The sequence below is a fragment of the Streptoverticillium olivoreticuli subsp. olivoreticuli genome (assembly GCF_003391135.1).
Taxonomy (GTDB): domain Bacteria; phylum Actinomycetota; class Actinomycetes; order Streptomycetales; family Streptomycetaceae; genus Streptomyces; species Streptomyces blastmyceticus.
On the sequence record NZ_CP031455.1, the window covers coordinates 798,064 to 822,416 of the forward strand.

Annotated in this window: 19 protein-coding genes; 10 read left to right on the forward strand and 9 right to left on the reverse strand. The window is 70.8% G+C overall.

The annotated features are described in order from the left end of the window. Positions 1–28: 28 nt before the first annotated feature. The 5 genes from DXZ73_RS03555 to DXZ73_RS03575 form a co-directional block, all read right to left on the reverse strand. On the reverse strand, positions 29–229 hold the full coding sequence (locus DXZ73_RS03555; protein ID WP_116209572.1) for an MbtH family protein: 201 nt from the start codon (positions 227–229) through the stop codon (positions 29–31). A 57-nt stretch (positions 230–286) separates the two neighbouring features. Continuing rightward, complete coding sequence (locus DXZ73_RS03560) at positions 287–1,063, reverse strand: thioesterase II family protein (protein WP_116209573.1); 777 nt, start codon at positions 1,061–1,063, stop codon at positions 287–289. An 87-nt stretch (positions 1,064–1,150) separates the two neighbouring features. Beyond that, positions 1,151–3,016: a non-ribosomal peptide synthetase gene (locus DXZ73_RS03565; RefSeq protein ID WP_116209574.1), complete on the reverse strand. Its 1,866-nt coding sequence runs from the start codon at positions 3,014–3,016 to the stop codon at positions 1,151–1,153. Next, positions 3,013–4,047 carry a TauD/TfdA family dioxygenase gene (locus DXZ73_RS03570; RefSeq protein ID WP_116209575.1) on the reverse strand — a complete coding sequence of 345 codons (1,035 nt, stop codon included), beginning with the start codon at positions 4,045–4,047 and terminating at the stop codon, positions 3,013–3,015. The genes DXZ73_RS03565 and DXZ73_RS03570 overlap by 4 nt, the downstream gene beginning before the upstream one ends. A 309-nt stretch (positions 4,048–4,356) precedes the next feature. Continuing rightward, entirely contained in the window at positions 4,357–5,628 is a 1,272-nt protein-coding gene (locus tag DXZ73_RS03575) for an MFS transporter (protein WP_116209576.1), read from the reverse strand. A gap of 156 nt (positions 5,629–5,784) precedes the next feature. Here DXZ73_RS03575 and DXZ73_RS03580 point away from each other — a divergent pair, with 156 nt between their 5' ends. Next, positions 5,785–6,804 carry a helix-turn-helix domain-containing protein gene (locus DXZ73_RS03580; RefSeq protein ID WP_162890008.1) on the forward strand — a complete coding sequence of 340 codons (1,020 nt, stop codon included), beginning with the start codon at positions 5,785–5,787 and terminating at the stop codon, positions 6,802–6,804. A gap of 28 nt (positions 6,805–6,832) precedes the next feature. Here DXZ73_RS03580 and DXZ73_RS03585 read toward each other — a convergent pair whose 3' ends face one another. The 3 genes from DXZ73_RS03585 to DXZ73_RS03595 all read right to left on the reverse strand — a co-directional run bounded on the left by DXZ73_RS03585 (position 6,833) and on the right by DXZ73_RS03595 (position 11,052). Continuing rightward, on the reverse strand, positions 6,833–8,119 hold the full coding sequence (locus DXZ73_RS03585) for a condensation domain-containing protein (RefSeq protein ID WP_116215392.1): 1,287 nt from the start codon (positions 8,117–8,119) through the stop codon (positions 6,833–6,835). A 194-nt stretch (positions 8,120–8,313) separates the two neighbouring features. Then, positions 8,314–9,375 carry a DUF4034 domain-containing protein gene (locus DXZ73_RS03590; RefSeq protein ID WP_116209577.1) on the reverse strand — a complete coding sequence of 354 codons (1,062 nt, stop codon included), beginning with the start codon at positions 9,373–9,375 and terminating at the stop codon, positions 8,314–8,316. A 54-nt stretch (positions 9,376–9,429) separates the two neighbouring features. Further along, positions 9,430–11,052: a M48 family metalloprotease gene (locus DXZ73_RS03595; protein ID WP_116209578.1), complete on the reverse strand. Its 1,623-nt coding sequence runs from the start codon at positions 11,050–11,052 to the stop codon at positions 9,430–9,432. Between the two features lie 570 nt (positions 11,053–11,622). Between DXZ73_RS03595 and DXZ73_RS03600 the strand changes: the two genes are divergently transcribed. From DXZ73_RS03600 to DXZ73_RS03640, 9 genes are all read left to right on the forward strand, one after another. Then, entirely contained in the window at positions 11,623–12,816 is a 1,194-nt protein-coding gene (locus tag DXZ73_RS03600; RefSeq protein ID WP_240351137.1) for a hydroxymethylcytosylglucuronate/cytosylglucuronate synthase, read from the forward strand. A 73-nt stretch (positions 12,817–12,889) separates the two neighbouring features. Continuing rightward, the gene (blsE, locus tag DXZ73_RS03605) at positions 12,890–13,879 is read left to right on the forward strand and encodes a cytosylglucuronate decarboxylase (RefSeq protein WP_116209580.1); all 990 of its coding nucleotides are present in this window, start codon (positions 12,890–12,892) and stop codon (positions 13,877–13,879) included. A gap of 20 nt (positions 13,880–13,899) precedes the next feature. Beyond that, positions 13,900–14,805 (forward strand): CGA synthase-related protein, encoded by a 906-nt coding sequence (gene blsF / locus DXZ73_RS03610; RefSeq protein WP_240351139.1) that lies wholly within the window; start codon positions 13,900–13,902, stop codon positions 14,803–14,805. Between the two features lie 56 nt (positions 14,806–14,861). Beyond that, entirely contained in the window at positions 14,862–16,019 is a 1,158-nt protein-coding gene (blsG, locus tag DXZ73_RS03615; RefSeq protein ID WP_116209582.1) for an arginine 2,3-aminomutase, read from the forward strand. Continuing rightward, positions 16,016–17,194: a DegT/DnrJ/EryC1/StrS family aminotransferase gene (locus DXZ73_RS03620; protein ID WP_116209583.1), complete on the forward strand. Its 1,179-nt coding sequence runs from the start codon at positions 16,016–16,018 to the stop codon at positions 17,192–17,194. The genes blsG and DXZ73_RS03620 overlap by 4 nt, the downstream gene beginning before the upstream one ends. Continuing rightward, positions 17,191–18,474 carry an ATP-grasp domain-containing protein gene (locus tag DXZ73_RS03625; RefSeq protein ID WP_240351141.1) on the forward strand — a complete coding sequence of 428 codons (1,284 nt, stop codon included), beginning with the start codon at positions 17,191–17,193 and terminating at the stop codon, positions 18,472–18,474. The genes DXZ73_RS03620 and DXZ73_RS03625 overlap by 4 nt, the downstream gene beginning before the upstream one ends. Positions 18,475–18,537: 63 nt before the next feature. Beyond that, complete coding sequence (locus DXZ73_RS03630) at positions 18,538–19,782, forward strand: MFS transporter (RefSeq protein ID WP_116209584.1); 1,245 nt, start codon at positions 18,538–18,540, stop codon at positions 19,780–19,782. A gap of 153 nt (positions 19,783–19,935) precedes the next feature. After that, a complete protein-coding gene (locus DXZ73_RS03635) occupies positions 19,936–21,825 on the forward strand; it encodes a hypothetical protein (protein WP_116209585.1) in 1,890 nt (629 codons plus the stop codon). A 57-nt stretch (positions 21,826–21,882) separates the two neighbouring features. Next, a complete protein-coding gene (locus tag DXZ73_RS03640) occupies positions 21,883–22,500 on the forward strand; it encodes a class I SAM-dependent methyltransferase (RefSeq protein ID WP_116209586.1) in 618 nt (205 codons plus the stop codon). A gap of 370 nt (positions 22,501–22,870) precedes the next feature. On the opposite strand, the gene DXZ73_RS03650 is transcribed toward DXZ73_RS03640, so the two are convergent. Next, a complete protein-coding gene (locus tag DXZ73_RS03650) occupies positions 22,871–24,088 on the reverse strand; it encodes an MFS transporter (RefSeq protein WP_162890009.1) in 1,218 nt (405 codons plus the stop codon). Positions 24,089–24,353: the final 265 nt, after the last annotated feature.

The window sequence follows — 24,353 nt, forward strand, 5'->3', positions numbered from 1 at the left end:
GACACTTCCTTGGAGATCCGGGAACGGTTCACTGACCCACGGAGGACTTCGGCGACAGGTCGGTCCAGTTCGCCTCGATGTGGTCGAGGCACGTCTGGTAATCGGCCGCGCCGCGCGTCACGGTCCAGCCCATGGGGGGTACCAGGTGCGACGGCCACAAGGAGTGCTGGTTGCGTTCGTTGACCAGGACCAGGTAGGTGCCGTCAGGGTTCTCGAAGGGGTTCGTCACGAGAGGGGTCCTTTCTGACCAGGAGCGGGGTGGGGACGAGCGGGAGGACAGGCGGGATCAGGCGGGGGTCGGGGCCGTGGGAGTGGTGAGCGCGGTGATCCGGACGGGCAGCTCACGCCAGATGTCCGGGGTGTAGAAGTGCCCGCCGGGCAGTACGTCGTGGCGGTAGGGGCCGAGCGCGACCCTGCGCCACTGGTCTCCGGCGTCCTTCTCGATGACGTCGTCGTCGGTCGCGGAGAGCATCTGCACCGGGACGCTCACGGAGGTCCCCGCCCTGTAGCGGAAGGTGTCACGCACGCGGATGTCGTCGCGCATGAGCTCGACCGCCATCTCCTGGAGGTCGGGATCCTCCAGGACGTGTGCGGGCATCAAGCCGTTGCTCAGCATCCAGTCCAGCAGTTCCGCATCGCTGTCCTGGCGCGCGGGGAACATGTCACGGGGCGTCAGGCCGCGGTCGGGCGCGTTGCACGAGGAGACGACCAGCGCCTCGGGCAGTGGACCGCCGGAGCTCTCGATACGGGCTGCCACGTCGAACGCCATCCAACCGCCCATGCTGTGGCCGAACAGCACGTACGGCCCGTCGACGGCCGAGAGCACGGCCGCCGTGGTGTCGGCCGCGAGCTCCTCCCAGTCGGTCGCGCACGGCTCCAGGAAACGGCCTTCCCTGCCGGGGTAGCAGATGGCGGAGAGGGCCACGTCCGCGGGGACCTTCTCGCTCCACGCGTGGTAGGGCCCGGTGCCTCCGCCGCAGAAGCCCAGGCAGAGGAGTGTGCGCCGGGTGGTGTGGTCCGGCTGTTTGATCCGGATGACGGTGGTGTCCTGTCGTGCGGCCATCGTGGCCCTCTCTTTCTCGAACGGATCCCGGCCGGGGCGTTGCCGCCGCGGTGACCGGCCGGGGGCGACGGGACTGCTGTTCGCCGGTCAGCGACCGGCGCGCACGGTCTCGACGTGCTGCGCCAGGTCCCTCAGCCGGGGGTGCCGGTAGACCTCGCGCGTGGACAGGGCGATACCGAGCTGTTTCTTCAGCCGGGCGACAACGCGCAGCGCGATCAGCGAATGGCCGCCCATGGCGAAGAAGTCGTCGTCGGCCCGGATGTGCGCACGGCCCAGTACCTCGGACCACACATCCGCTATGAGCGTCTCGACCTCGCCTTCCGGGGCGTGGTGCTGCGCCGTGCTCTCCTCCGCCTGTGCGACCGGCTCCCCGTCCGCGGCCTGTTCGGGGACGGGCAGGGCGGCGAGGTCGACCTTGCCGTTCACCGTCAGCGGCAGGACGTCGAGGGCGACATACGCGGTCGGGAGCATGTACTGGGGCAGGATTCCGGCCAGGTGCTCCCGCAGGGCGTCCGGGGTCGGCGCGGCAGCCGCTGCGCAACCCTCGGTCCCGTCCGCCGCGACGAGGTACGCGGCCAGTTGCTCTCCGGCGGTCGGGCTGTTGTGCAGCGTGACCACGGCGGTCGCCACACCGGGGTGGGTGGCCAGCGCGGCCTCGATCTCCCCCAGCTCGACGCGGTAGCCGCGAATCTTCACCTGCCGGTCGATTCGTCCCAGGTACTCCAGGGCCTTGTCGGCGCGGCGGCGCACCTTGTCCCCGGTGCGGTACATCCGGGTGCCGTCGGCCGCGAACGGGTCGGCGACGAACCGCGTCGCGGTGAGCGCGGGCCGGCTCACGTACCCCGCGGCCACTCCGGCGCCCGCCAGGTAGAGTTCGCCCTCCTCGCCCTCCGCCACCGGCAGCAGTGCGGCGTCCAGGACGTGGGCGCGGACACCCGGCAGCGGGTGGCCGATGTGCGGGAAGTCTCCTTCGATCCAGGTGGCGGTGGCGTCCACCGTGCACTCGGTGGGACCGTACAGGTTGAGCGCTTCGAGCCGCCCGCCGGCGCATTCGGCCGAGAGCTCCCGCCAGATGCGCTCGGGCACCGGCTCGCCGCCCATGAACAGCCTCAGTCGCCGTCCCTCGGCGGCGCGCACCAGCAAGTCGTCGCGGAGCAGATGCCAGTGCGACGGGGTCAGGTCCAGGTCGTGCACGCCGTGCCTGTCCAGGACCTCGCTCAGCCGGCCGGGGTCGGTGCGCTCGTCCTCGCCGAGCACGATCACGGTGTCGCCCCGGCACACCCGCGCCCACTGCTGAACGGAGGCGTCGAAGGAGACACTGGCGTTCCAGGCGACGACGCGGGGCTGCTCGGCGTACATGCCCGCCTGCTCCAGGCCGGACACCAGGGATGCCACGCCGCCCCGGGTGGTCTCGACGCCCTTCGGGGTGCCCGTCGAGCCGGAGGTGTAGATCACGTACGCCGGGGCGTGGGCGGAGGTCCGGACCGGCGGTGCCGGGTGCCCGTCCGCCGGAGCGGGGAGCTCCGTGACGGAGAGGGGGTGCACGTCCGTCGGCCACGTCCGGTCGTCGTCGCCCGTCAGCAGGGTCCTGATGCCCGCGTCACGGACCATCGTGTGGAGGCGCTCCGACGGATACGCCGGGTCGAGCGGGACGTACGCGGCGCCGACCCGCCATACGGCGAGCAGTGCGACGACGAGGTCCGTGCTGCGAGGAAGGCTGACGCCGACCCGCTCACCGGGGGCGGCACCTCGTGCGGTCAGCGCCTCGGCCACCTGGGCCGTTCGTCGGTCGAGTTCGGCGAAGGTCAGGCTGCCGGCTCCGTCGTGCACCGCCGTCCGGTCCGGTGTGGCCGCCACCGCCTGCTGAAAGCGGGTCAGCAGGTCAAGTGGGTGGTCCCGGCGGGGCTCCGGGGCCGGCGCGCTGTCGTAGGGCCTTTCGGAAATGGCGGTCACGCGGCCTGCTCCTCTCGTGCGGCGGGGGCCACCGTGGGCCGGCAGTCCGCGAGTTCCACGGGGTCGCCCATGGCGACGACGATGCGCCGGTCGCCCAGGAAGGGGTCACGGCCGTGGGTGGTCAGGATGTTGTCGACGAGCAGCACGTCGCCCGGCTGCCAGGTCTCACGTACCGTCGCGGCCTCGTATGCGGCGTTGATCGTGTCGATGTCCTCCCGGGTCAAGGGCGCTCCGTCGCCGAGGGCGGTCTCGAAGGGCAGCCGGTCGGGCCCGAACTCGTCGAGCAGGGCCTCCCGGAGCTCCTCGTCCAGGGACCAGGAGTTCCAGAAGGCCATGTGGTTGAACCAGACTTCCTCGCCCGTCTCCGGGTGCCGGATGATGCCGGGCCGAAGCTGCCGTGTGCTCAGGCCGTCCGACGCGTCCCACTCGCAGGAGATGAGGCTGTCCGCGCAGTACTCCTCGACGCCTTCCCGGCTGTCGGTCGCGAAGGCGGTCCGCCAGTCCAGGGAGATGTGCTCCGAGTAGGTGCGCATCAGCAGCCAGCCGGCGGAGCGCATCCGTGCGGCCAGGTCGGCGGGAATGCGGCGCAGCACCTCGCGGCAGTCCGCGACCGGTGTCGCCCCGCCCTCCTCCGGCGCGGTGAGGCAGGAGAACAGCAGCAGCCCCGGGAAGGTGAGGGTGTAGCTGTTCTCGTTGTGCATCCGGATGGGCTGGTTCGGTGGGAGGTCGGTGGAGGAGTAGACGTCGTTGCCGTAGCTGCTGCGCGGGGTGGCCTTCTCCCGGTAGGCCGTGCGGCGGGGTACCAGGGCATCCCGCACCTTCGCGAAGTCGTCGACATCGTTGACCGGGAGGCCACGGAGGTAGAGCGCGCCGTACCGGTGGAGTGCCGCGCGCAGCTCCGAGTGGATCGAGGTGAGCCACTGGCACGCCTCGTCGGCCTGCGCGAACCTGGGTACTTGTGTCATCGCCGGTTTTCCGGGCTCGACGGTCCAGGTGGGTATGCCGACGCTGCCGGACTGGGCAGAACTCATCGTGGTGCGTTTCCTTTCGTGCCGTTGCTGGGGAAATTCCTCATGTGCTGTTCCGGAGAGTTCATCCCCATCCGGTGTCGCACTGCTTCGTCAAAAGGTGGGGCGTGTTCTGCGCAGAGCCCTCGGGATGATTCATGGTGTACTTCCTCCCCCATCCGGATGCGATGGCGATCCCTCGGCCGGGTCCGATGGGTTTCACGTTGTCAGCAAGAAGCGCCGCGTCCCAGGGGTGTTCGGGGATGATATTCGCGCCTGTCACATATACGAGAGGGGCGGGCGGTGTATGCGAAACGGCGGTGTACGGATCGCTCAGTCCGTCCCGGCCGCCCGCACCGGGAGATCCCGGCGGGCGCGGATCGGTGAGCAGTACAGGATCAGCGCGGCCAGCGGCATGCCCACGGTCAGCAGCCACATCGTCGTGCGCAACCCGAGCCAGGTCCCCAGCCCTCCGGCGGCCAGAGCACCGAGCGGCAGCGTCCCGTAGTTGAGGAACGCCGAACACGCGGTGACCCGGCCGAGTACCCCTGAAGCGCAATAACCCTGGATGAAGCCTGCCTTGATGACGTTGCCCGCCACCACGCCCAGCGAGACCGCCGCGTAGCCCACGACGAAGAACAGCAGTCCGGCGCCCCGCGTCGTGAGCGCCGTGAGGGGGGCGAGCGCGGGGACTCCGAGCTCGAACAGCAGCAGGGAGCGGGCGGTCCCGAAGCGAGCCACGCAGCGTCGCACCAGCAACGCGCCCAGAACCCCACCGGCTCCGCCGACCGCCGCCAGGGCCCCCACCGCACCGGAGGACAGGCCGACCTCCCGCACCAGGAACACCACGAGAAGCGAGTTGCAGCCGCCCAGGACGAGGTTGGAGGTGGCCCCGAAGAGCGTGAGACTTCGCAGGTACGGATCGTGTACGACCAGGTCCACGCCCTCCTTCACCTCTCTGAGCAGCGCGCCGCGCGCCCGCTTGGCCGCGACGGCCGCAGGAGGCGGTTCCCGGTGCCGGATACGGGCCACGCATACCAGGGAGATAAGGAAGGTCGCCGCGTTGGTCAGCATCCCGTTGACCGCTCCGGCGGACTGGGCGATCAGTCCGCCGGATCCGAATCCGGCGATCTGCGCGGCGGAGGCGCTGCCGTGCAGCTTCGCGTTCCCCTCCGCCTGGTCGGCCGCGCTGACGATCGTGGGGAGATAGGCGGTGTAAGCGGTCTGGAAGAAGACCGCCGCCGACCCGGCCAGCAGGGCGACAACCAGGAGCTGGCCGAAGCCGAGCAATCCGAGCCAGGCGGCGATCGGTACGCTCAGGAACAGGGTCCCGGAGACGGCGTCGCTGACCAGCATGACCGTTCTGCGGCGCAGCCGGTCCACCCAGACGCCGGCGGGGAGTCCGATCAGCAGCCAGGGCACCCATGTGGCGGCGTTGAGCAGGCTCACCTCGAAGGTGCCGGCGTCCAGGACGGAGACCGCGGCCAGGGGCAGCAGCACACTCGTGACCGAGGCACCGAATTTACCGGCGGACTCACCGCACCACAGCATCCGGAAATCCTTGTGCCGGCGCAGCAGTCCGCCGCGACCCGACCGCCCCGCCATCCGGCCGGCGCCGTCCGTGCCTCCCTCGGCCTGCCTTTCTGCCCGGCCTCTCACTTTCACGTGAACATCCCCCTCTGCTCGACGTTGACTCGTTGTTGACCACTCGTGCCTAGGCTTCTCCTCATCGGCGTACAGCGCCGGCACAACAGGAGAACCATGAATATCTCAAGGCCGTTCGGCCATATCGAGCTGAGCCAGGAAGCTCTGGGTGTATTCGAATTCGCGGCACAGAGGGCCGTATGCGGCCCAAACGACCTCGACACTCTCGGACTTGACTACGACACCGCGGAACGGGTGCTCAAAGAACTTCTGGAAATGCGATTGCTGTCCCGCGCCGAAAAGGAGCCCGGCCACTTCACCGCCGTGCCGCCGCGGGTCGCCGCCAACCGGCTGCTGCGCCCGATGGAACGCTATATCCGGGAACAGCACGAAGAAATCGAGCAGCTCCGATGGGCTTTCGATTCACTGCTCCCGGTCTACGAGTCGGGATGGGCACACCGATCCGACGCGGAACCGTTGGAGCTGATCACCGACCTCTGTGTCGTCCAGGAGACCATCGAGGAACTGATGCTCTCCTGCGACGAGGAGGTACTGGCCGCACAACCGGGCGGCCCCCGCTCGCCCCATGCCCTGGAAGAAGCCACGGAACGGGACCGCCGAGGACTGGCGCGCGGCGTCGCCATGCGCACGCTCTACCAGCACACCGCCCGCTACCATCAGCCGACCGTGGAACACGTGCGGCGGACGACGAGTCTGGGAGCGGAGGTCCGCACACAGGCCGAGGGCCTCTGCCGCATGCTGATCTTCGACCACCGGGTGGCATTGCTGGGGCTGCCGGACGATCCGCACGCGGCTCTGGTGGTGCGCGAGCCCCATCTCATCCACTGCATGCGGGCCTTCTTCGACTGCTGCTGGCGTCGTGCCTCACCGTTCCCCGTCACCTTCGACTCGGCGTCCGCTCTGCGCATCTCCGGTGAGATCCAGGAGTCGATCGCCGCCATGCTCTCCGAGGGCCTGGAGGACAAGTCCATCGCACGGCGTCTGGGCATGTCGGTACGCAGCTGCCAGCGCCATGTCTCGGAGATCATGAAGGCCGTCGGCGCCACGAGCCGCTTCCAGGCCGGCTACCTCCTCGGACAGCTCCGTGCCGGCGGGGCCGTCCGGGACCCGGAGTGAGCCCTGGTGCTCCGTCGGCACCGGCCCGTCAGCCCCGGCCCAGAGTGCGTATGGCCGCCGCCGGTTCGGCCGAGGCCAGTTCCCTCACGAGGAGGCCGAGGCCGTCGGCGTGGCGCTGTGCCTCCTCCACCGAGTAGTTGGCGGGATTGGCCTCCACTCCGATGGCGGCACCCTCGCTCCCGCCGCGTGCGTCGAAGAAGAAGCTCAGGTCCGGGATGGGTCCGGTGACCAGTGTGTGCACCACGCCCTTGGCCGCTCCGAAGCGGAGATCACGGTCGAAATTCAAGATGTTGACCAGCGGTCCGACACCGTGCTGCTCCCGGGGGCCCGGTCTGGCGGACAGCGCGCGCCGGAACTCCTCGTAGCGGTAACGGTGGTGGCGCAGCGCCTGCCGGATCCGGACGTCTGCCTGCCGGAAAGTGTCCAGTACGGACCGGTCCGGCTCCACGGTCACCCTCATCGGCAGGATGTTCGACATCGGCGCGACGACGTCCCGCAGCTTGCGGGTGGTGCGGCCCGATACGGAACAACCGAAGGTCACCTCGTCCGCTCCGGTGGCCTGCCCCAGGTACAGGGCGGCCGCCGTGATCTGGAAGTGCGCCGGGGACACTCCGATCCGCTCGCTCTGCTCGTTGATCGCGTCGACCACGGGCCGCGGCAGATGATGGCCGCCGTGCCGGGCCACGGGCGCGGGCGGCGCGGCCGCCTTCAGGCGCCCCGTGACCGGCCATTCGGCAAGCTCCTTCTCCCAGAAGTCCCGGTCGGCCCGGCACAGGCGGCCCGCCGCGTAGGCCCGATCGTGCTCGACCGCGACCGTCACGGGCGCGAAGGGATTCGGGGTCGAGGGCTCCCCGCTCTGCAAGGAGTTGTACAGATCAGCCGTCCTGCGGGCAAGGGCGGCGAAGCTGTGGGCGTCGATCAGGATGTGGTGGAAGCGCCGGTACCAGAAGTGGCGGTCGGCCGACACCTTGATCAGGGCCGCTGTGAGCAACGGGCCACGGGTGAGGTCGACCGGCCGGTCGAATTGCGCACGCATCCAGGCCAGGGCCGCTGCCTCGGGATCAGGTGCGTCACTCAGGTCGAGGACGTCGAAGTCCCATTCCGCCGGCGCCAGCTCCTGGACCGGCGCCCCGTCGGACCCCATGACGAACCGCGCGCCCAGCGACCCGGCTTCGTCCACGGCGATACGGGCGGCGCGTTCCAGGAGCGCCGCGTCGACGGCACCGGTGATCTCGTAGTAGTCACCGACGTTGTAGACCGTGCTGCTCGGTTCCAGGATCTGGGATATCCAGATCTCCAGTTGGAATGCGGTCAAGGGGACATGCACGTTCGTCGCTCCAGACGTCTCGGAATCCGTCGTGAGCCCACCCTGGCAGCCACACCGGCCGGGGCACAGGCCCGAGCGGGGGTGGTGTTCGCGTCTGTCGTGCACCCGAGGGGCAGAGCGCGGCGGGCGGCTCGTGCGTGAAGCACTGGCCGGATGTCCCGCCGCGCCCTGCCGGTTCGGGCTCAGCCATCGGCCCTCGCTGCCGCACCCTTGAGCGCGCTGTCCCTGACGTGGCAGTAGATCTCGGCCGGGTCGCTGTAGTAGTGCCACGGCAGGGCTCCCACGTAGCCGTCCACCAGCCGGAAGTGTCCCAGGGCCGCCTCATGGCGGTCCTGCTTGGTCAGGCAGTAGGCCAGCAGGTGCCGGACCTCCGCGACCCTGGGGTGGTCCGGCCGCGCCGCGGCGACATCCGCCAGGGCGGCATCGGTCAGCGCCATCATCTCCGGCCAGCCGTAGGCCTCCCGCGGCGCTTCGTCGTCGTTGTGCTCGTACCAGCTGACCAGCGGGAACATGGTCAGCAGGCTGCCGCGCGGAGCCGTCGCCGCCGCCTGCGCGGCGAAGTTGCGGGCGAGTTCGGCGGAGCCGCACCACTTCGCGCTCCAGTACTGCAGCGCGTGCCAGTGCGCCTCGTAGTGGTACGGGGCACGGGCGGTGACCTCGGCCCACAGCTGGTGCAGCGCCTCGTGCGGGGCGCTCAGGCCCTTGTACAACGGGATCTGCAGGAGGTACGGGGTGGGGTCGCCCGGCTGGGCCAGGGACACGGCCCTGGCGAAGTCCTCCCTGGCCTCCCGCAGCACCCGGTGGAAGCCGGCGGCCTGCTCGGTGGTGGTGTCCTTGGCCCAGCCCGAGCCGCGGATCCGCCAGGCCAGCGCCACCTTCGCGTCCGCGTGGACCACGGCCGCGTCCGGGTCGTCGGGGCGCGTGGCCTGCCAGGCCCGCAGCCAGGTGTCGTCCTCGGCCGCCTGTCGCGCGACGACACCGACGAGGTAGGAGCGGCGTTCCCAGTCGGTGCCCGCAGCGGCGAGCGCCTGTGCGGCGGGCTGCCACTCGCCCCGGGAGAGGGCCGCCAGCACGGCCTCCGCTTCGGGGTCCGGGTACGCCCGGTCCGTGTTCTGACGCTCCGGCGGCAGCAGACCCGCACCGAGTTCGGCCGCGAATTCCTCCGTGCGCTTGGCGCGCTTCCTGGAGCGCAACCAGAAGAAGAGGCCGGCTGCGATGACGACGAGCGGGAAGATCCCGGACATGGGCTTCTACGGTCCGATCAGTTGTGAGTTCGTGGATCTGTGGATTCGCGGGGTTCAGTGACCGAGGAGTGTTCGCAGCGGCGCGGTGTCCGGAACGTCCGCGACGGCCGCCCGTACCGCGGCCGCCACCGTCTCTTCCGTCCCACCGGCGTACGCGGCCCCCGGCAGCCGTAGCCGCGCCTGCTCGGACCAGGACAGCTCCCAGTACGCCCCGGCCTTCTCCACCAGGGCCAGCTCCGCCAGCCGTCGCGTCCCGGACTCCAGTGCCGGCCGCAGGAACTCCCGCGCCGCCCGGCCGGTCGCCTGCGCCGCCTCCGGCGACTTGGGCAAGTGGCCTGCGGTCAGCCATAGTTGTCCCGCATCGGCACGGTCCAGCAGGGCAATGAGGTCCCCCGAGGCGCTGCCCGGGGCAACACCCGCCGTGGCCAGTGCCGTCCGCAGCGGCTCGGCGGCCGCCACCGCCAGGGCGTGCATCCCCCGGTGCGTCAGTTCCGGCCAGTCCACCCGCTCCATGGCCAGCGCCTCCGATGTGAGGAGGACGTCCTCCAGCTGTGCCAGCACCCGTTGGGCATCGCGCAGCAGTGTCAGCGCGGGCCGCGCCGGGGCCGCCGCAAGGCCGTCGTCGGGCAGCGCCTCGATCAGCCGTACCCGCTCGGCCACCGGGGGGTGCGAGTCGTACGGGGACTCCTCGCCGGGCGGCAGTTCGTAGCGCAGCTCCGCCAGACCGGACCGGCGCCGCGGGTCGGCGAGCAGGTGGCGCAAACCGCCGAAGACCTCACCGCGCGGCGGAAGGAGGCCCGCCTCGACGCCCAGCAGGGCGTACCGGCTCTGGTAGAAGTCGTGGGCGGTGTCCAGCGCCGCGATCTCCCTCAGTGCCGAGGCCGTGGCGTCGCGGCCCGCGACCCGGACCGCCATCCGGTCGGCGGCGAGCTCCTGCTGCCGGCCCACGCTGCTGGTGGCCCGCAGGTAGAACCGCGCGTACGCCTGGAACGGCTTGGCCATCATCCGGTACCCGAAACCGGCACCCCGGGTGTCCACGCGCTTGGCCTTCCGGCCCTTGCGCAGACGCCTGGCGGCCGCCTCCTCCTGCCGGGACCGCTCCTTGCCGATCCGCTTGCGCTCCTGCTCCTGGAAGGCCGCCACGGTCCGTATCACACAGTCGCGGCCCCGCCGGGTGATGCCTGCGAGGCGGGTGTCCGCGTTGCCGTAGTGACCCAGCTCATGGGCGATGACGGAGTGCAGCTGCGGCTCGGTCAGGCCGGTCAGCAGCGGCACGCCGAGGTACAGGCGACGCCGGCCGGGCAACATGCCCAGCAGCCGGGCGTCCTCGGAGACCGCCGCGTTCACCTCCCCGGTGAGGAGGATCTCGTCGGGCGCACGGGTCCCGGAGCGGTCGGCCAACGAGCGCACGGTGTACCACAGTTCGGGCTGATCGGCCTCGGTGACCGGCAGCGCCTCTTCCCTGTCCCCCGCGCCCGTGCCCAGCGTGAAGACGCCCCGCAGGACCGGGAGTCCCAGCAGGGCGGAGATGACGGTCACCTTGATCGCGGCCAGGTGCGGAGCCCAGACCCAGGCCGCGGCGACGGCCCCGGCGAGCACGCCGAGCACACAGAGGGCAACCAGATAGAAGCCGGCCAACAGGACGAATGCGCGCACCGCGCGCGGAGATGCGCCCACAGAGCAGAGTCCCCCCACATCAAGAAAAATCAGAGCGGGAGGATCATATGTGCGAATCACGCACGGACCGGATCATTTTCGCCAGACGCCGAACCCCAACGCCATCGCAGCGGCAGCCACCGTCCTGGCGCTGGGCACAACCCCGGAGGATCACCGAGCCCTGCCGGAAGGGGAGTTCTCCGGAGAGCACCATGCACAGGAGGGTGGTCTTGCCCACCGACGCCGCCCCTGCATCAGTTTTTCGTCACATGGCGTTTTTCGTGGCGGACACACACTCCGGCGCGCGCCCGTTGCTCGCGGCAGCGTGACGCCCCCTTTTCGGTCCACAGCAGCCCTTCGGGACAAACCTTTCTCCCATTTTCCGACCCGGCCAGACAGGTCGCATGGTCATACAATGCGTTGATACCGCACCGATCATTATTTCCTGGCTGGAATGCGAAGGTGAGCGACCTTGTCCCAACTGCCGCGACAGTGAAGCCTGTTCGGCGACACCCGGCAGCTCAGGAAGTCGAGACCTCCGTGATGCGATCCGCTCCCGGCACACGATCCGATGCCGGGCACGACTCACCCGTGACCGTTGCAGTCTCAGGAGTCGAGTTCGGCTGGGGAAGTTCGGGAAAGCTGAGTGCCGTGCTGGCCGCTCTGCGGCAACGGGCCTCCATCCCCCTGCGGTTCGTCGGCCTCGCCTCGGGGATCGGGCGGACGGTGCTCGCCGGGCACGCGATAGAGCGCTGGTACGACCTGCCGGCATCTCCCGTTGAAGTCCCGCGGGCTGTCCGGGACATCGTCCGCTCGCAAGGGGTGCGGGCCGCGGTGGTCGTTCTCGACGGGGACGTCGCGAAGGCTCTGGAATCGTCCGGGATCCCCACCGTCTTCGTGGACAGTCTGCCCTTCCTGTGGACCGACGCCGACCGTGCCTCCCTGCCGCTGGAAGCCAGCGTCTACTGCGCCCAGCGCTGCGTGGAGCTTCCGGACGAGTCCCGGAAAGTCCTGAAGGACGTACGGACCCTGCGCTGGGTGGAAGCGGTCATCGACGACGGCGCGGCCGGCGCCCGGCGCCCGGGCGGAGAAGGCGTTCCCTACCGCAGGGCCCTGGTCAGCCTGGGCGGTCTGCGCGCGCCGCGGCTCGCGGACTGGACGGTCTACCCGCGCGTCGTCCTCCCCGCGGCGCTGGCGGCTCTCGCCTCGTACGGGGTGCGCGAGGCGCACGTCGCGGGCAATCTGCCCGCGGGCCCGGTCACGCAGCTCCTGGCCGAACGGCCCGTGCCACTGCGGGTCACGGCAGGGCCGCTGGCCCACGGCGAGTTTCTCGGCGTGCTGGCCGACTGCGACGTCCTCGTCGCCTCTCCGGGTCTCACGACTCTGCTGGAGGCGGGCGGTATGGGGGTTCCCACGGTCTGTCTGCCGCCCCAGAACCTCAGCCAGATCTTCAACGGCCGCTTCCACAGCCGGGCCGTCGGTGCCACCGTCCGCGTCACCTGGCCCGACGACGTCTTCCGCGAGGACCAGATCCTGGCCATGCGTGCACTGGGCGGCGAGGACAGCGCCCTGGAGCTGATCTACGGCGGAATCGCCCGGTCGGCCGGGGAGGCGCACGGCCCGCGGACCACCGCCGCCCTCAACAGCCGTCTCCTGACCGCCTTGCGGCGGTCCGAGGCGGGCGCCGACTGGGGTGCGCTCACGTCCGCCGTCGGCACGGGCGGCGCGGCCCAGGTGGCCGGTGAGCTGCTCGGCATACTCCGGCGGGCGTCCCTGCCCGCCTGACCCCCGCCCGCGTACTCCCCGCCCGCGACCCGTACCGCCCCTGCCCGTGAACGGCCCGGAGGGTTCGTCCCGCATGCACGAACGCGCTCGTTATCTCTTCATCCGGATCCTGGAAGCCTGCAACGCCGACTGCTTCATGTGCGAGTTCGCGCTCTCCCGCGACGCCTTCCGCTTCTCCGTCGGGGACTTCGCCGATCTGCTGCCCAAGGCATGGGAAGCCGGGGTGGGGTACGTGCGGTTCACCGGCGGGGAGCCCCTCATGCACCGGGAGATCGTCGAACTGGTACGGGCCGGCGCCGCGGCCGGGATGAAGATGTCCCTCATCACCAACGGGGCGATGCTGCCGAAGATGGCGGAGCCCCTGGCCGGGGCGGGGCTCGCCCAGGTCATCGTGAGCCTGGACGGCGCGTCGGGTGCGACCCATGACGTCTACCGGCGCTCCCCCGGCATGTTCGACAAGGCACTGTGCGGGCTGCGCATCGCCGCCGGGCTCGGTGTCCTGCCCAGGGTCAACACCGTGGTGGGGCCCCATAATTACACCGAGATGCCGCGGCTGCAGAAGGTGCTGACGGAAGCGGGCGTCCGGCAGTGGGAGCTGTCCGCGCTGAAGCTGGACCGGTCGATCACCTATCCCGACCCCGGCCATGTGCGGGCGGTGTGTGACGCGGTCTACGACGCCGACCCCGTTCGGCTGCTGGTTCCCATGGGCAAGCGGTTCTACGGGGACACGCCCGAGGAGCAGGAGCGCTACTTCGTCCACTCGATGACCCCGCGCGCATCCCGCCCGCTGTGCCATGTCGTGGACGACGTCATCTATGTCGACGGCAAGTACGGGCGGATGTACGCGTGCAGTTGTCTGCCGCACCGGGAGGGCGACGGCGGACCGGGCGGTGCCCCGCTGCGTGAGGGCGGGGCGATCCGTCTGGACACTCCGGCGTTCCGCGAGCACGCCGTCCTCTTCCGCGAACGCGGTCCCGAGATGTGCAGTGGCTGTTCCACGACGGCCGCCGGGTACAGCGACGACGTCGCCCGGCTCGGATCGGTGGCGCCATGGCAGTACTGACCCCCGGAGAGGGAGCCCGCGTGCTCCCGCCCGCGGCCCCGCGCCGCCGGGTGCTGCTGGTCTCGCGCGACGACGAGCTGGACTCGCTGCTGGTCCGCAGACGCATCGCCGCCCACCTGGGCGACCTGTCCATGGCGGGCATGTGCCCGGACGCCGGTCCACCGGACGTCGCCCTGGTCTGCGACGACACGGCGACCGCCGTCCGGCTGCTGGAGAAGGGCGTCGTGGTGGTTCAGTTGCGTTCGGGGCATCCGGGCGCGGAGGACCCTCGCCCGCCGGAGCACTCTGCGTTCCGCGCGCACCGGGAGTTCCGCGTGCACCGTCCGGGCTGGCTGCCCGGGCCCTGGCCGCAGGACGACGGCCGGCCCACGGGAACGGTCGCCCCGGCCCGGTCGGCTCGGAACCGGGTCCGCTCGGGCACCCTGCTGCTGATGTCCCTGTGGGGAGTGCCCGACGAGCAGACGGCCGCTTTCACCGGCGGACCACTGCAGGCACTGGTACGGGAGGCGGTCCGCCGCACGGGGCACTGCACCGTGGTGTGCGACACACGGCTCGCCACGGTCCGCCGTGCGCTCGACGGCCGCCACGACGGTGTCGTACGAGCGGTACGAGCCGCCGAGGCGGACGTGGACGCGCTGCACGCCTCGTCCGAAGTGTTCCTGGCCTCCCCCACGCTGACCGCCCTGACGCTCGCTCACGCCCGGCGCTCGCCCCTGACCCTCCTCCCGCCGCTCGGGGACGCCCAGCATGACCTGGCCGGGCGCGTCGCGCGCGTGGTTCCGCTGCCGTCGGCGGACGGCCCCGGTGCGTGGGCGGCGCACACCGACGACGGGCCATGGACCGCGCTCGACCCGGCCCTGGACGATCTGCGGGGCGCCCAGCGCGTCGCCCGCACCCTGCGACAGCTCTCGCTCGCCCCGCGGTGAGCGCCCCGCCCCGGTGCCCGACGGCACCACCGGGCACCTTCGACCCTGGAGCCGCCATGTCCGGGACGCCCGAGACGACACCCGACCCCACCGGCTTCCGCCCCCGGGTGCCGGCCGCGCAGTGGGACGACTGGCACTGGCACATGCGCAAGCGCATCACCACCGCGCTCAAGGCCCGGCAGTGGATCCGGCTCAGCCCGGAAGAGGAGAAGGCCATCACCGGGACGGCCGGGAAGTACCGGTGGAGCATCACCCCGTACTACGCGTCCCTCATGGACCCCGACGACCCCGCCTGCCCCGTCCGCCTGCAGGCCGTCCCCGCACCCGGCGAACTGACCGAGTTCCACGGCGCCGAGACCGACCCGGTCGGCGACACGTACTACCGCCGCACCAACCGGGTGGTGCACAAGTACCCGGACCGCGTCATCCTGCTGGTCACCGAGGCGTGCCCGGTCTACTGCCGGCACTGCACCCGCAAGTTCCACACCACCGACGTCGACGGGACCTACTTCCGCGACGACGAAGGCGGCTCGTACGACGAGGACCTGCGGTACATCGCCGACCACCCCGAGATCCGGGACGTGCTGCTCACCGGCGGCGACCCGCTGTCGTACCGGGACGGCAAGCTGGAGGAGATCGTCTCGGCCCTGCGGGCGATTCCCAGCGTGGAGATCATCCGTATCGGCAGCCGGTTCCCGGTGCTGCTGCCGCAGCGCATCACCGACGAACTGTGCGCCATGCTCGAGCGGTACCACCCGGTGTGGCTGAACACGCACTTCAACCACCCCAAGGAGATCACACCGGAGGCCGCCGCGGCGGTCGACCGCCTGCTGCGGCACGGCATCCCGGTGGGCAACCAGACCGTGCTGCTGCGCGGGATCAATGACGACGTCACCACCATGCGCAGGCTCATGACCGAGCTGCTGCGCATCAGGGTGCGCCCCTACTACCTCTACCACTGCGACAACGTCACCGGTGTATCGCACTTCATGACCTCCGTCGAGAAGGGCTGGGAGATCATGGAGGGCCTCCAGGGCCACATCACCGGCTTCGGCGTGCCCCAGTACGTCCTGACCACGAAGCTCGGCAAGATCCCCGTCGCCCGGCCGTACTTCACCCGCACCGCCGACGGCCTGCTGCTCCGCAACCACCAGGGCCGGGAGATGACCGTCGACCCCGCCGTGTACCCGATCACGGAGACCGATGCGCGATGACCCTCCACAACAGGCTCGGACAGCGCTTCCTGCCCTACGGGGCCAACTACCTCGACTGGCACGACATGCACGAGCTGCGCGAGGCGATCGGGCACGGCGTGCTCTTCCGCTACCAGACGGAGGACGAGAGCCTCGCCTCCCGGCTGGAGCGCCGCGTCGCCCAACGCCTGGGCGCCGCCCACGTCCTGGCCGTGCACAACTGCACGGAGGCCCTGCGCCTCGCCCTGATCTCCAGCCGCCCGCGCACCGGAGCCCTCGTCCACATCCCGGCCGTCACCTTCGTGGCCGTCGCGGGCGCGGTCCTCTCCAGCGGGCTGATCCCGGTGCTCGTCGACGTCGACGAATCCCTCGCCCTGGACGCCACGCTGCTGCCCCCGGACACCGAGCGGGTGATCGTCGCGCACATGGAGGGCGCGGCGGCGCCGGTCCCGCAGGGGATTCCGTACGTCGTCGAGGACTGCGCCCAGGCGCTCGGCGCGCTCCTCCCCGACGGCCGTCACGTGGGCACCGCCGGCTACGCGGGGACGTTCAGTTTCCACCACAACAAGGTGCTCACCTCCGGCGAGGGCGGACTGCTCGTCACCGGCGACCCCGCCGCGTGGGCGACCATGCGCGACTACCACGACCACGGCTCGGCGCGGGTCCCCGGCCGCTACCCGACCTGGAACCCGGACGCCCACTACGGGGAGAACCTCGTCACCAGCGAGGGCGTGGCGGCCGTTCAGCTCCAGCAGTTCCGCCACCTCGACGAACTCCTCGACGGACTGGAGCGCCACCATGAACTCGCGATGGGCGCCCTGCCCGCCCGCACGGACCTGCAGGTCCTGCCGCGCGCCGCGGGGGACGTGAAGATCAGCCTGCGGTTCCGGTGCGAGAGCCGGGAACTGCGCGACGCGGCAGTGGCAGCGCTCACCGCACACGGCATCGCCAACTGGACCCTCGGCAAGTACTTGTTGCCGGAACACCCCGTGCTCACCGGACGACGGTCCCTCTACGCCGACGGCTTCCCCTGGACCCTCGCCCCCGACGGGCCCCTGGCGCTCAGCCGCGACGGCTTCGCCCGTACCCGCGACCTGCTGGGCCGCACCCTGTGCGTACCGCTGTCGCCCGAACTGTCCGAGCAGGACCGGATCCTCGCCGTCAAGACCCTGCGCCAGGTCCTGGAGACCGTATGAGCACCTCCATGAGCGACGACGGGCCCGTCCTGCTGATGGCGGACGACCGTGCCTGCACCTTCACCCGGTACGCGGCCGAGGCCCTGGCCGGCCGGCTCGTCCTGCTGCGCTTCGCCGGGCTCCGCCGGGACCTGTCGGACGACTACCTGCGCGCGACCGCGCACCTGCCCGCGTTCTGGGTACGCGAAGGGGTGCCGCTGGAGGACGAGGCCGCGCGCTACCGCGCGTGGGCGGACGGGCTTCCCGAGCGGCCCGGCCGCTTCTGCAACCCCTCCGAGCCCCGGCAGGCCGTTGCCCAGCGGTTCGCCCGGCTGGCCGGCCTGCCGCACCTGACGGAGCAGCAGGTGCGGTGGGTGCGGGACAAGGCCGCCATGAAGGACCGGTTCCGGGAGATCGGGCTGCGTACCGCGCGGTACGCCCGGGTCGCGGACGCGGGGGACGTCGATCGGTTCGCCGCCCTGTGCGGCTGGCCGCTGGTGCTCAAGCCCGTCGACTCGTTCGCCTGCGTGGACACCTTCCGGCTGACCGGGCCCGAATCCCTGACGGAGGTCGATTTCGGGGCGCGGGAGTGGATGGTGGAGGAGCATCTGGGCGGCACCGAATGGGAGGTGTGCGGGCTCGTCCACGCGGGAGAGGTCCTGGACGCCTGGCCCAGCGCGATGCCGTGCCGCCCGCTGGACATCGTCGACGGTGCGATGAACGCCAACATCAGCGTCGCGACCGGCGAGGGCCCTCCCGCGGACCTGCGGGCCCTGCTCCAGTGCGTCACCACCGGCATGGGCATCGACCACGGCTATCTCCACATGGAGTTCTTCGAGACCGGCGGGGAGATCCGGGCGGGCGAGATCGGCGTGCGGCCGGCGGGCTGCGAGATCACCGCCAACCACGGGCACGCCTACGGGTTCGACGTCTTCGGCGCGACGCTCGACGTCTACCTCGGCCGTCGCCCCGCGCTCCGCTACGGTACGCGCCGCTGCGTGGGCGACCTGCTGCTGCCCCTGCCGGGGTCGGGTGTCGTCCGCCGCATCACCCCTCGTGAGGAACTGCTGCGTATCCCCGGGGTCATCGACGCCGTTCTCAAGATGGAAGCGGGCGATCCGGTCACGGCGCGCCGTGCCTCCCACAACGCCTCGGGGTACGTCCACGTGGCGGGAGCGACGATCCGCGAGGTGGAGAGCCGTATGCGGGAAGTTCTCGATACGTTCACGATCGAAGTGGCTCCCGGGGCGGGTACGGATACGGACCGGCGGACGCGGGAGGCCGGCACCGTGCACCGCTGACCCGCCGCATCCGAGGATGCCTCGGCCCCGTCCGCCGCCGGCCACCGAACGGAGACCCATACCGTGACGAACGGGTTGCCCAGCCGCTTCCTCGCTCTGCTGACGCGCCGTCATGTGGCCGGACCGGCCTGGTGGAGCGTGACCGCCCGGCTGCCTGTGTATCTGATGTCGCTGGCGATGGTGCTGGCGGTCCGGGAACAGGGCGGTGGATACGCGCGGGCAGGGCTGGTGGCCGCCCTGTACACGGCGGGCATGGCGCTGGGCGGGCCGCTCGTCGCCCGGTGCGTCGACCGCGTGGGGCAGCGTCCGGTGCTCCTCGCCACCGGTCTGCTCCACCCGTCGGCGCTCGCGGCGCTGGTGTGGGCGACCGGCCCGCGGAGCTGGGCGCAGCCGGCCGTGGCCTTCGCCGCCGGGACCGTGCTGCCGCCGGCCAACGCGTGCATGCGGTCGCTGTGGGCGCGCCTGCCGCTCTCCGACGAGGAGCGCGAGACCGCCTATCTGTGGGAGGCCCTGCTCACCGAAGTGCTGGTGATCGGGGCGCCGTTGATGCTGGCCGGCCTGATGCTCTCCGGATCCGCCGGGCGCGCGCTGACGGGGGTGGCCGTCGTCGGCGGCGTCGGTGCGCTGGGGCTCGCACTCACCCCGTTGCCTCCTGGGACGCAGGGCATTCGCGAGGAGGGAGACCAGGACGGGAACGGCGCGGGTCCGTCCGGTCTGCTGGGACCGCTCAGGGCCCCGGCGATGCTGTCGCTCGCCACGGTCATGGCCGTGTGCTCCATGCCCATCGGTCTGATGACGCTGGCCATCCCGGCCTTCGTCGACGAGCACGGGACGGTCGGCAGCACCGGCGTGGTCTACGCCTGCTGGGGCGTGGGCAGCGCTGCCGGAGCGCTGTGGCTGGGGCGGTCGCAGTCCGAGGTGGCAGCACACCGGCGCTTCCCGTGGCTGGTGCTCGCCTTTGCCGCGGGGACGGCACTGCCGCTGTTCGCCTCCTCACCGCTCGCTCTCGCAGTGGCCTTGGCTGTGGGCAGCGCACCCATCGCCCTGGTGTCGGCGACCGAGATGAAGCTCGTGAGCATGGTCGTGGACACCCGTCTGCTGACGGAGGCATTCACGTGGGCGTCCCTGGCGACTGTCGTCGGCGATGCCGTGGGCCAGCAGGTCGGCGGGCTGCTGATGGACCCCGTCGGCCCGCGCGGGGTGTTCGCCGCGGCCTCGGTGATGGCACTGGCGGGGGCCGCCCTGGCCTTCGCCTGCCGCGGCCAGTTGGGCCGCGGCCCGGCCGCGACAGCCGGGTGCGCGGCGTGACCGGGACCGGGGCGGGCCGCGCCCCGCCGTTCCGCCCGCTGCCCTTCACTCATCCGTGCAACCGAGCTCGCCGATCAGTGCCGAACGCCGCCGCCACCGTCACCAGCGCCGCCAGAACTCCAGGCCGGCGCACGAACAACGAGGTACCCCTCCATGAATCCTGCCGTCACCGGACAGCAGTACGAACAGCCACCCGCCATGGCGGACACCGCCCCGTTCCGACCTGTCGCCCTCGACGCGTTCCCCTCCGCAGTCGGGGAGTTCCTGGCGGCCTCCGGGACGGCGCCCGTTCCCGTACCGGTCGAAGGCCGCACGGACCTGCTGCTCGCACTGGCCGCCGCGAACAAGCTGTACGACGCCACTCGCACCCCACAGCCGCTGGACGTGGGCGTCGTCCTGGGCGCCGACGAGCTGCCCGACGGCGTGGCGCTCCTCGCCCGGCCACTGGCCCGCCGGTGGGTGGCGGAGGAGGAGCTCGGCGACGGCACGGGATTCCACCACCGGCACCCCGGCACCCTGCTGATCGTCGGCTGCTACGACCGGCTCAACCTCTCCCCGGTGCGGGCGCTGCTCCTGGCGGGCCACCGGGGCGGCGAGCGGGCGTTGACGCTGCTGAGCGGGCGTGACGGCATCTCGGTCGCCTGGCACGTGGCCAAGCAGTACGCGTGCCCGGACGCGGGTGTCGAGGCGCTCGGCCTGTTCACCGACACGGACCGGCCGCCGCATCTGCCGGGGGTGCGCGTCTTCGACGACCGCGACTTCGAACAGGCCGACATCCAGGCCGAGATCCTCGGGACGCGGTGGCGCAGTGTGGTGTTCCAGGGCCACGGCAAGGACGACAGCGTCAATCTCGGCGAATTCACCATCTGCGGCCTCAATCCGGCCGTGCCCGCCGTACCGGGGCTGCTCGGCCCGCGCTGTGCCTACGGGCTGCCCTGCTACAAGCCCGAGGACAAGCTGGTCCCCCTCCACCGTGTCGAGGCCGTCGAGGTGGTGCTGAGCGCCTGCAACAGCGGGCCGCTCGCCGATCTGGCGCTCTACGACCCCAAGTACCAGCTGCTCCTCAACGCCCTCGACGGTCCCGCCCGTACCGTCGTCTCCGCCGTCTCCGTCCACGACTCCGACCGGCCGGAGAACGTCGCCTGGATGCGGGCCGCGCTCACCGGTGCAGACTCCGTGGACACCCTCAACGCCAGCCTGACGGGCTCCCACCCGTATCCGGCGTTCATGCGCTTCGGCATGCCGGGCGACCCCGACCGCACACCCGCGGCGCCGGGCCCGTCCGACCACCGGCCCGATCCCCTGGTCCTCACCACGGGCCGCCGGCTCACCGCCCTGCTCGCCTCCGGCCTGCTGCCGGAACGGCACCCGCTGCACGCCCGGCTGGCCAAGCTCGCGCGCAAGGTCGACCTGTGGGTGGCCCGCCCCACCCACCAGGCCGATCAGTCACCCGACGAGATCAGGTCCTCGCTCGCGGCGGACCTGCAGTCCCTCGACCACGCGATCGCCGAACAGGTCTCCCGCCACCCGGAAGACGAGATCATGAACTATCCGGCGCACTTCGGCGACCGCAGTTCCCTCGATCCGCGCGTCGGCCAGGTCACCTGCCACTGCGGCCGCCCGGCCCAGGAGTTCACCCGCCGCGGGCTGCTGCCTCACATCCTGGACACCACCTGCGCGGTCTGCATGCGCTGCGGGGACGTCACCTTCCGCGTCCCGGACGCGCCGGAGGTGCTCGCGTTCGCCGCCGACGAGGTCGAGCAGGGCGGCGTGCTGGAGGTTCGTGCCTCGCTCACGGCGTCCCGGACGGGACCTGTACGGCTCGGCCTGTTCGTTCCGACGTACCTGCGCGAGGACACCGTCACCGAACCCACCACGGTCAAGGTCAAGGGGACGGGCGGGCAACCCCGTGACGTGCACTTCCAGGTGCGGTTCGCCGCCGCCACCGCGCCGCAGGCGTACTACTTCACGGTCTTCGCCGTACAGGATCTGGCCGTCTCCACCGCCAGACGCCACTTCGGGGTCGTACCGCGTCGCACATGACACGGCCCCGGCACCACCGGTCCAGCTGCTCACCCGACGGACGGAAGGACGGTTGCCATGAAGAACCGGACCAGGCCCGCGATCGAACTCATCGAGCACGACGGCGAAGTGACCCTGAGCATCGACGGCGAACAGGCCATGCAGGCATGGGAGCGCGACCTGATGTGGGCCAGCGCCGACATGCTGTGCGAGCACGGCCACGACTTCTACGAAGTGGGCCTCGGCCTGGGCCTGTCGGCCCTGCGCATCGCCCGGAACCCCGCCACCCGCAGCCACTCCGTACTGGAGCTCTTCGACGAGGTCGAAGAGCTCTTCCGCGCCCGGCACCCCGAGGTGCCGGACAACCTCACCATCGAGCGCGGCGACTTCTTCCAGCGCGTCTTCGAACTGCCTTCCGAGAGCTACGACGGCATGTTCTTCGACCCCGCCCTCGACATGGACGTCTGGACGGACGAAGAGCTGTGGGCCAGGACCATGCCCGAAGTCGTCCGAGTGCTGCGGCCCGGAGGAGTCTTCATCCCCTTCTTCAGCACCAAACCGGAACTCCGGTGGCAGTACGTGACGCACTTCCGCACCATCCGCGTCGAACGTCACCCTTACGTGGCCTACGACACCACCGAGTACACCCACGGCACCAGCGGTGCCGCCTATATCCAGTGCTTCCGCAAGGACTGACGGACCTGCCGACGGCGCCGTCGTGGAGATATCCGCCATGCCCACCGCACAGAGAGATCCGCAAGACTGCTCGGCGTGGACGCACTCCCCACGGACCTGCGCGCCTACCTCCCTGCCGGAACTGACGGGCTCACTGGCCTCGCCCACCAACGTTATGGGGCCGGTCTAGGCTGGTCCGATGACCAACGACTATCCCTTCGCCGACGGCAACAACCTCGCCTGGGGCCTGATGCACGCCATCCTTGGATCCGTCGACTTCTAAAAGGGCCTGGAGTACTTTCTCGGCGCGCGCCAGGACCTTCCCAACGGAAAGTTCTGGCGACCGTCCCCGGACACTGATCCGTTGCCCGGCCCGGTCCCTCCGCCCTGATCACCGCACCCTCACCGCGGTCAACTCTTTTACGCCCGCGCGTTCTTGACCCAGACTCGAAGTTTCCCCAGCATCTTTCCCGTTGCGCCGAATTGCGCCCAGCATATTGATCACCGCGCAAGTACCGAGCAACCCGGCCGTACAGCCAAGGGCTGACATCGGGCCAGTGCGGTCTACCAGGACGCCACCGACGGCCGGGCCGAGGGCAGCCCCCAAGTTGTAGGCGGTGTTGATCCAGGCTCCGGCTTCGGTGCGAGAACCCTCAGGTACAAGTACGTCGACGAGCTGGTAGGCCGTGATCAGGAGGACATCGGTGCAAGCGCCGGCGATCAACAGGGCCATTCCCGCGGTCGGAACGCTGTGCACCAGCGCGGGAACCGCGTAGCAGAAGGCGGATACAGCGACCAGTACGAGCGGTCGGCGGGCGAGGGCACCGCGCAGGCGGTATCTCCCGTACGCCAGACCGCCCAGGATTCCACCGACCGAGAAGAACGTCGTCAGCACTCCTGCCGTCATGGCGCCCCAAGCCGCGACAACCGCGATCTCGAAGATGGACAGCGCCGCTGCCGTACCCAGCACGGGCAGCAGCAAGGACGCGAACCCCGCTGTACGCAAGGGACTTCGGAGGCGGACCCCCGCGGGGGGTGCCGGGCGCACGCTCGCAGGCGTCCGACGCAGGGCCGCTGTCAGTAGGCCGAAGCCGAGCAGCACCAGCGCTGCGATGGCCCCAAGTGCGGCAGGGGCGCTGGAGACCGCGATCAGGAAGACGCCGAGGACGGGACTGAGCGCGAAGACGGTGGACTCGGCGGCGGTGTCCAGGCTCAGCGCGCACTGCCGCTGCGCCTCGTCCGTGGCCAGCTTTCCCCACAGGGTGCGCATGAGCGGACCGACGGGGGGCGGGAACACACCCGTCAGCACCGCGAGACAGGCGAGGATCGGGACGGGCAGGTGGAGGGCGCAGGCGGCGGCCAGAGCGGACAGGAGCAGGGTGTAGCTGACGGCCAAGAACACCAGCGCGGCATGGTGCCGCTCGACCAGTCGGGCCCTGGCAGGCCCGAGCAGGGCGGTGACCAGTCCGAACAAGCCGATTACGGTGCCGGCTACGCCATAGGAACCGGCCCCCTCCCGCAGCGAGAGCAGCAGCGGGAGGGCGAGCAATCCGTAGCAGAGCCGCGCGAGCATGGCGGCGGCGAACAGGCTGCGGGCATGGGGAAGCATGAGGACAGCGCGATAGGACGCGCTGCCCCTGTCGGGGCTTGGCATGAGGATCTCCGAACTGGGCGTGCCAGAACCTGGCCATGGCTCGGCCGGGGCACGCGCGGACATGACGGATCGATGTACCGCTCCACCGGTCACTGCTCGCCATGAGGGGCAGTGCGGGGAGCGGAAGGGCGATCTGTCAGTCCGGATCGGAGATGTACATGATCGGCAGCATAACCGCCTGCGGCATGCGCGCACTACGAATTCCGTCGACGCCGGGGGT

What these genes read in the sequence shown, in the direction of transcription:
- DXZ73_RS03625 (WP_240351141.1), top strand. Translation starts at nt 17,191, where the DNA reads ATGAGCACCTCCATGAGCGACGACGGGCCCGTCCTGCTGATGGCGGAC.
- blsE (WP_116209580.1), top strand. Translation starts at nt 12,890, where the DNA reads ATGCACGAACGCGCTCGTTATCTCTTCATCCGGATCCTGGAAGCCTGC.
- DXZ73_RS03575 (WP_116209576.1), bottom strand. Translation starts at nt 5,628, where the DNA reads ATGGCGGGGCGGTCGGGTCGCGGCGGACTGCTGCGCCGGCACAAGGAT.
- DXZ73_RS03635 (WP_116209585.1), top strand. Translation starts at nt 19,936, where the DNA reads ATGAATCCTGCCGTCACCGGACAGCAGTACGAACAGCCACCCGCCATG.
- DXZ73_RS03650 (WP_162890009.1), bottom strand. Translation starts at nt 24,088, where the DNA reads ATGCTTCCCCATGCCCGCAGCCTGTTCGCCGCCGCCATGCTCGCGCGG.
- DXZ73_RS03560 (WP_116209573.1), bottom strand. Translation starts at nt 1,063, where the DNA reads ATGGCCGCACGACAGGACACCACCGTCATCCGGATCAAACAGCCGGAC.
- DXZ73_RS03570 (WP_116209575.1), bottom strand. Translation starts at nt 4,047, where the DNA reads ATGAGTTCTGCCCAGTCCGGCAGCGTCGGCATACCCACCTGGACCGTC.
- blsG (WP_116209582.1), top strand. Translation starts at nt 14,862, where the DNA reads ATGTCCGGGACGCCCGAGACGACACCCGACCCCACCGGCTTCCGCCCC.
- DXZ73_RS03620 (WP_116209583.1), top strand. Translation starts at nt 16,016, where the DNA reads ATGACCCTCCACAACAGGCTCGGACAGCGCTTCCTGCCCTACGGGGCC.
- DXZ73_RS03580 (WP_162890008.1), top strand. Translation starts at nt 5,785, where the DNA reads ATGAATATCTCAAGGCCGTTCGGCCATATCGAGCTGAGCCAGGAAGCT.
- DXZ73_RS03590 (WP_116209577.1), bottom strand. Translation starts at nt 9,375, where the DNA reads ATGTCCGGGATCTTCCCGCTCGTCGTCATCGCAGCCGGCCTCTTCTTC.
- DXZ73_RS03640 (WP_116209586.1), top strand. Translation starts at nt 21,883, where the DNA reads ATGAAGAACCGGACCAGGCCCGCGATCGAACTCATCGAGCACGACGGC.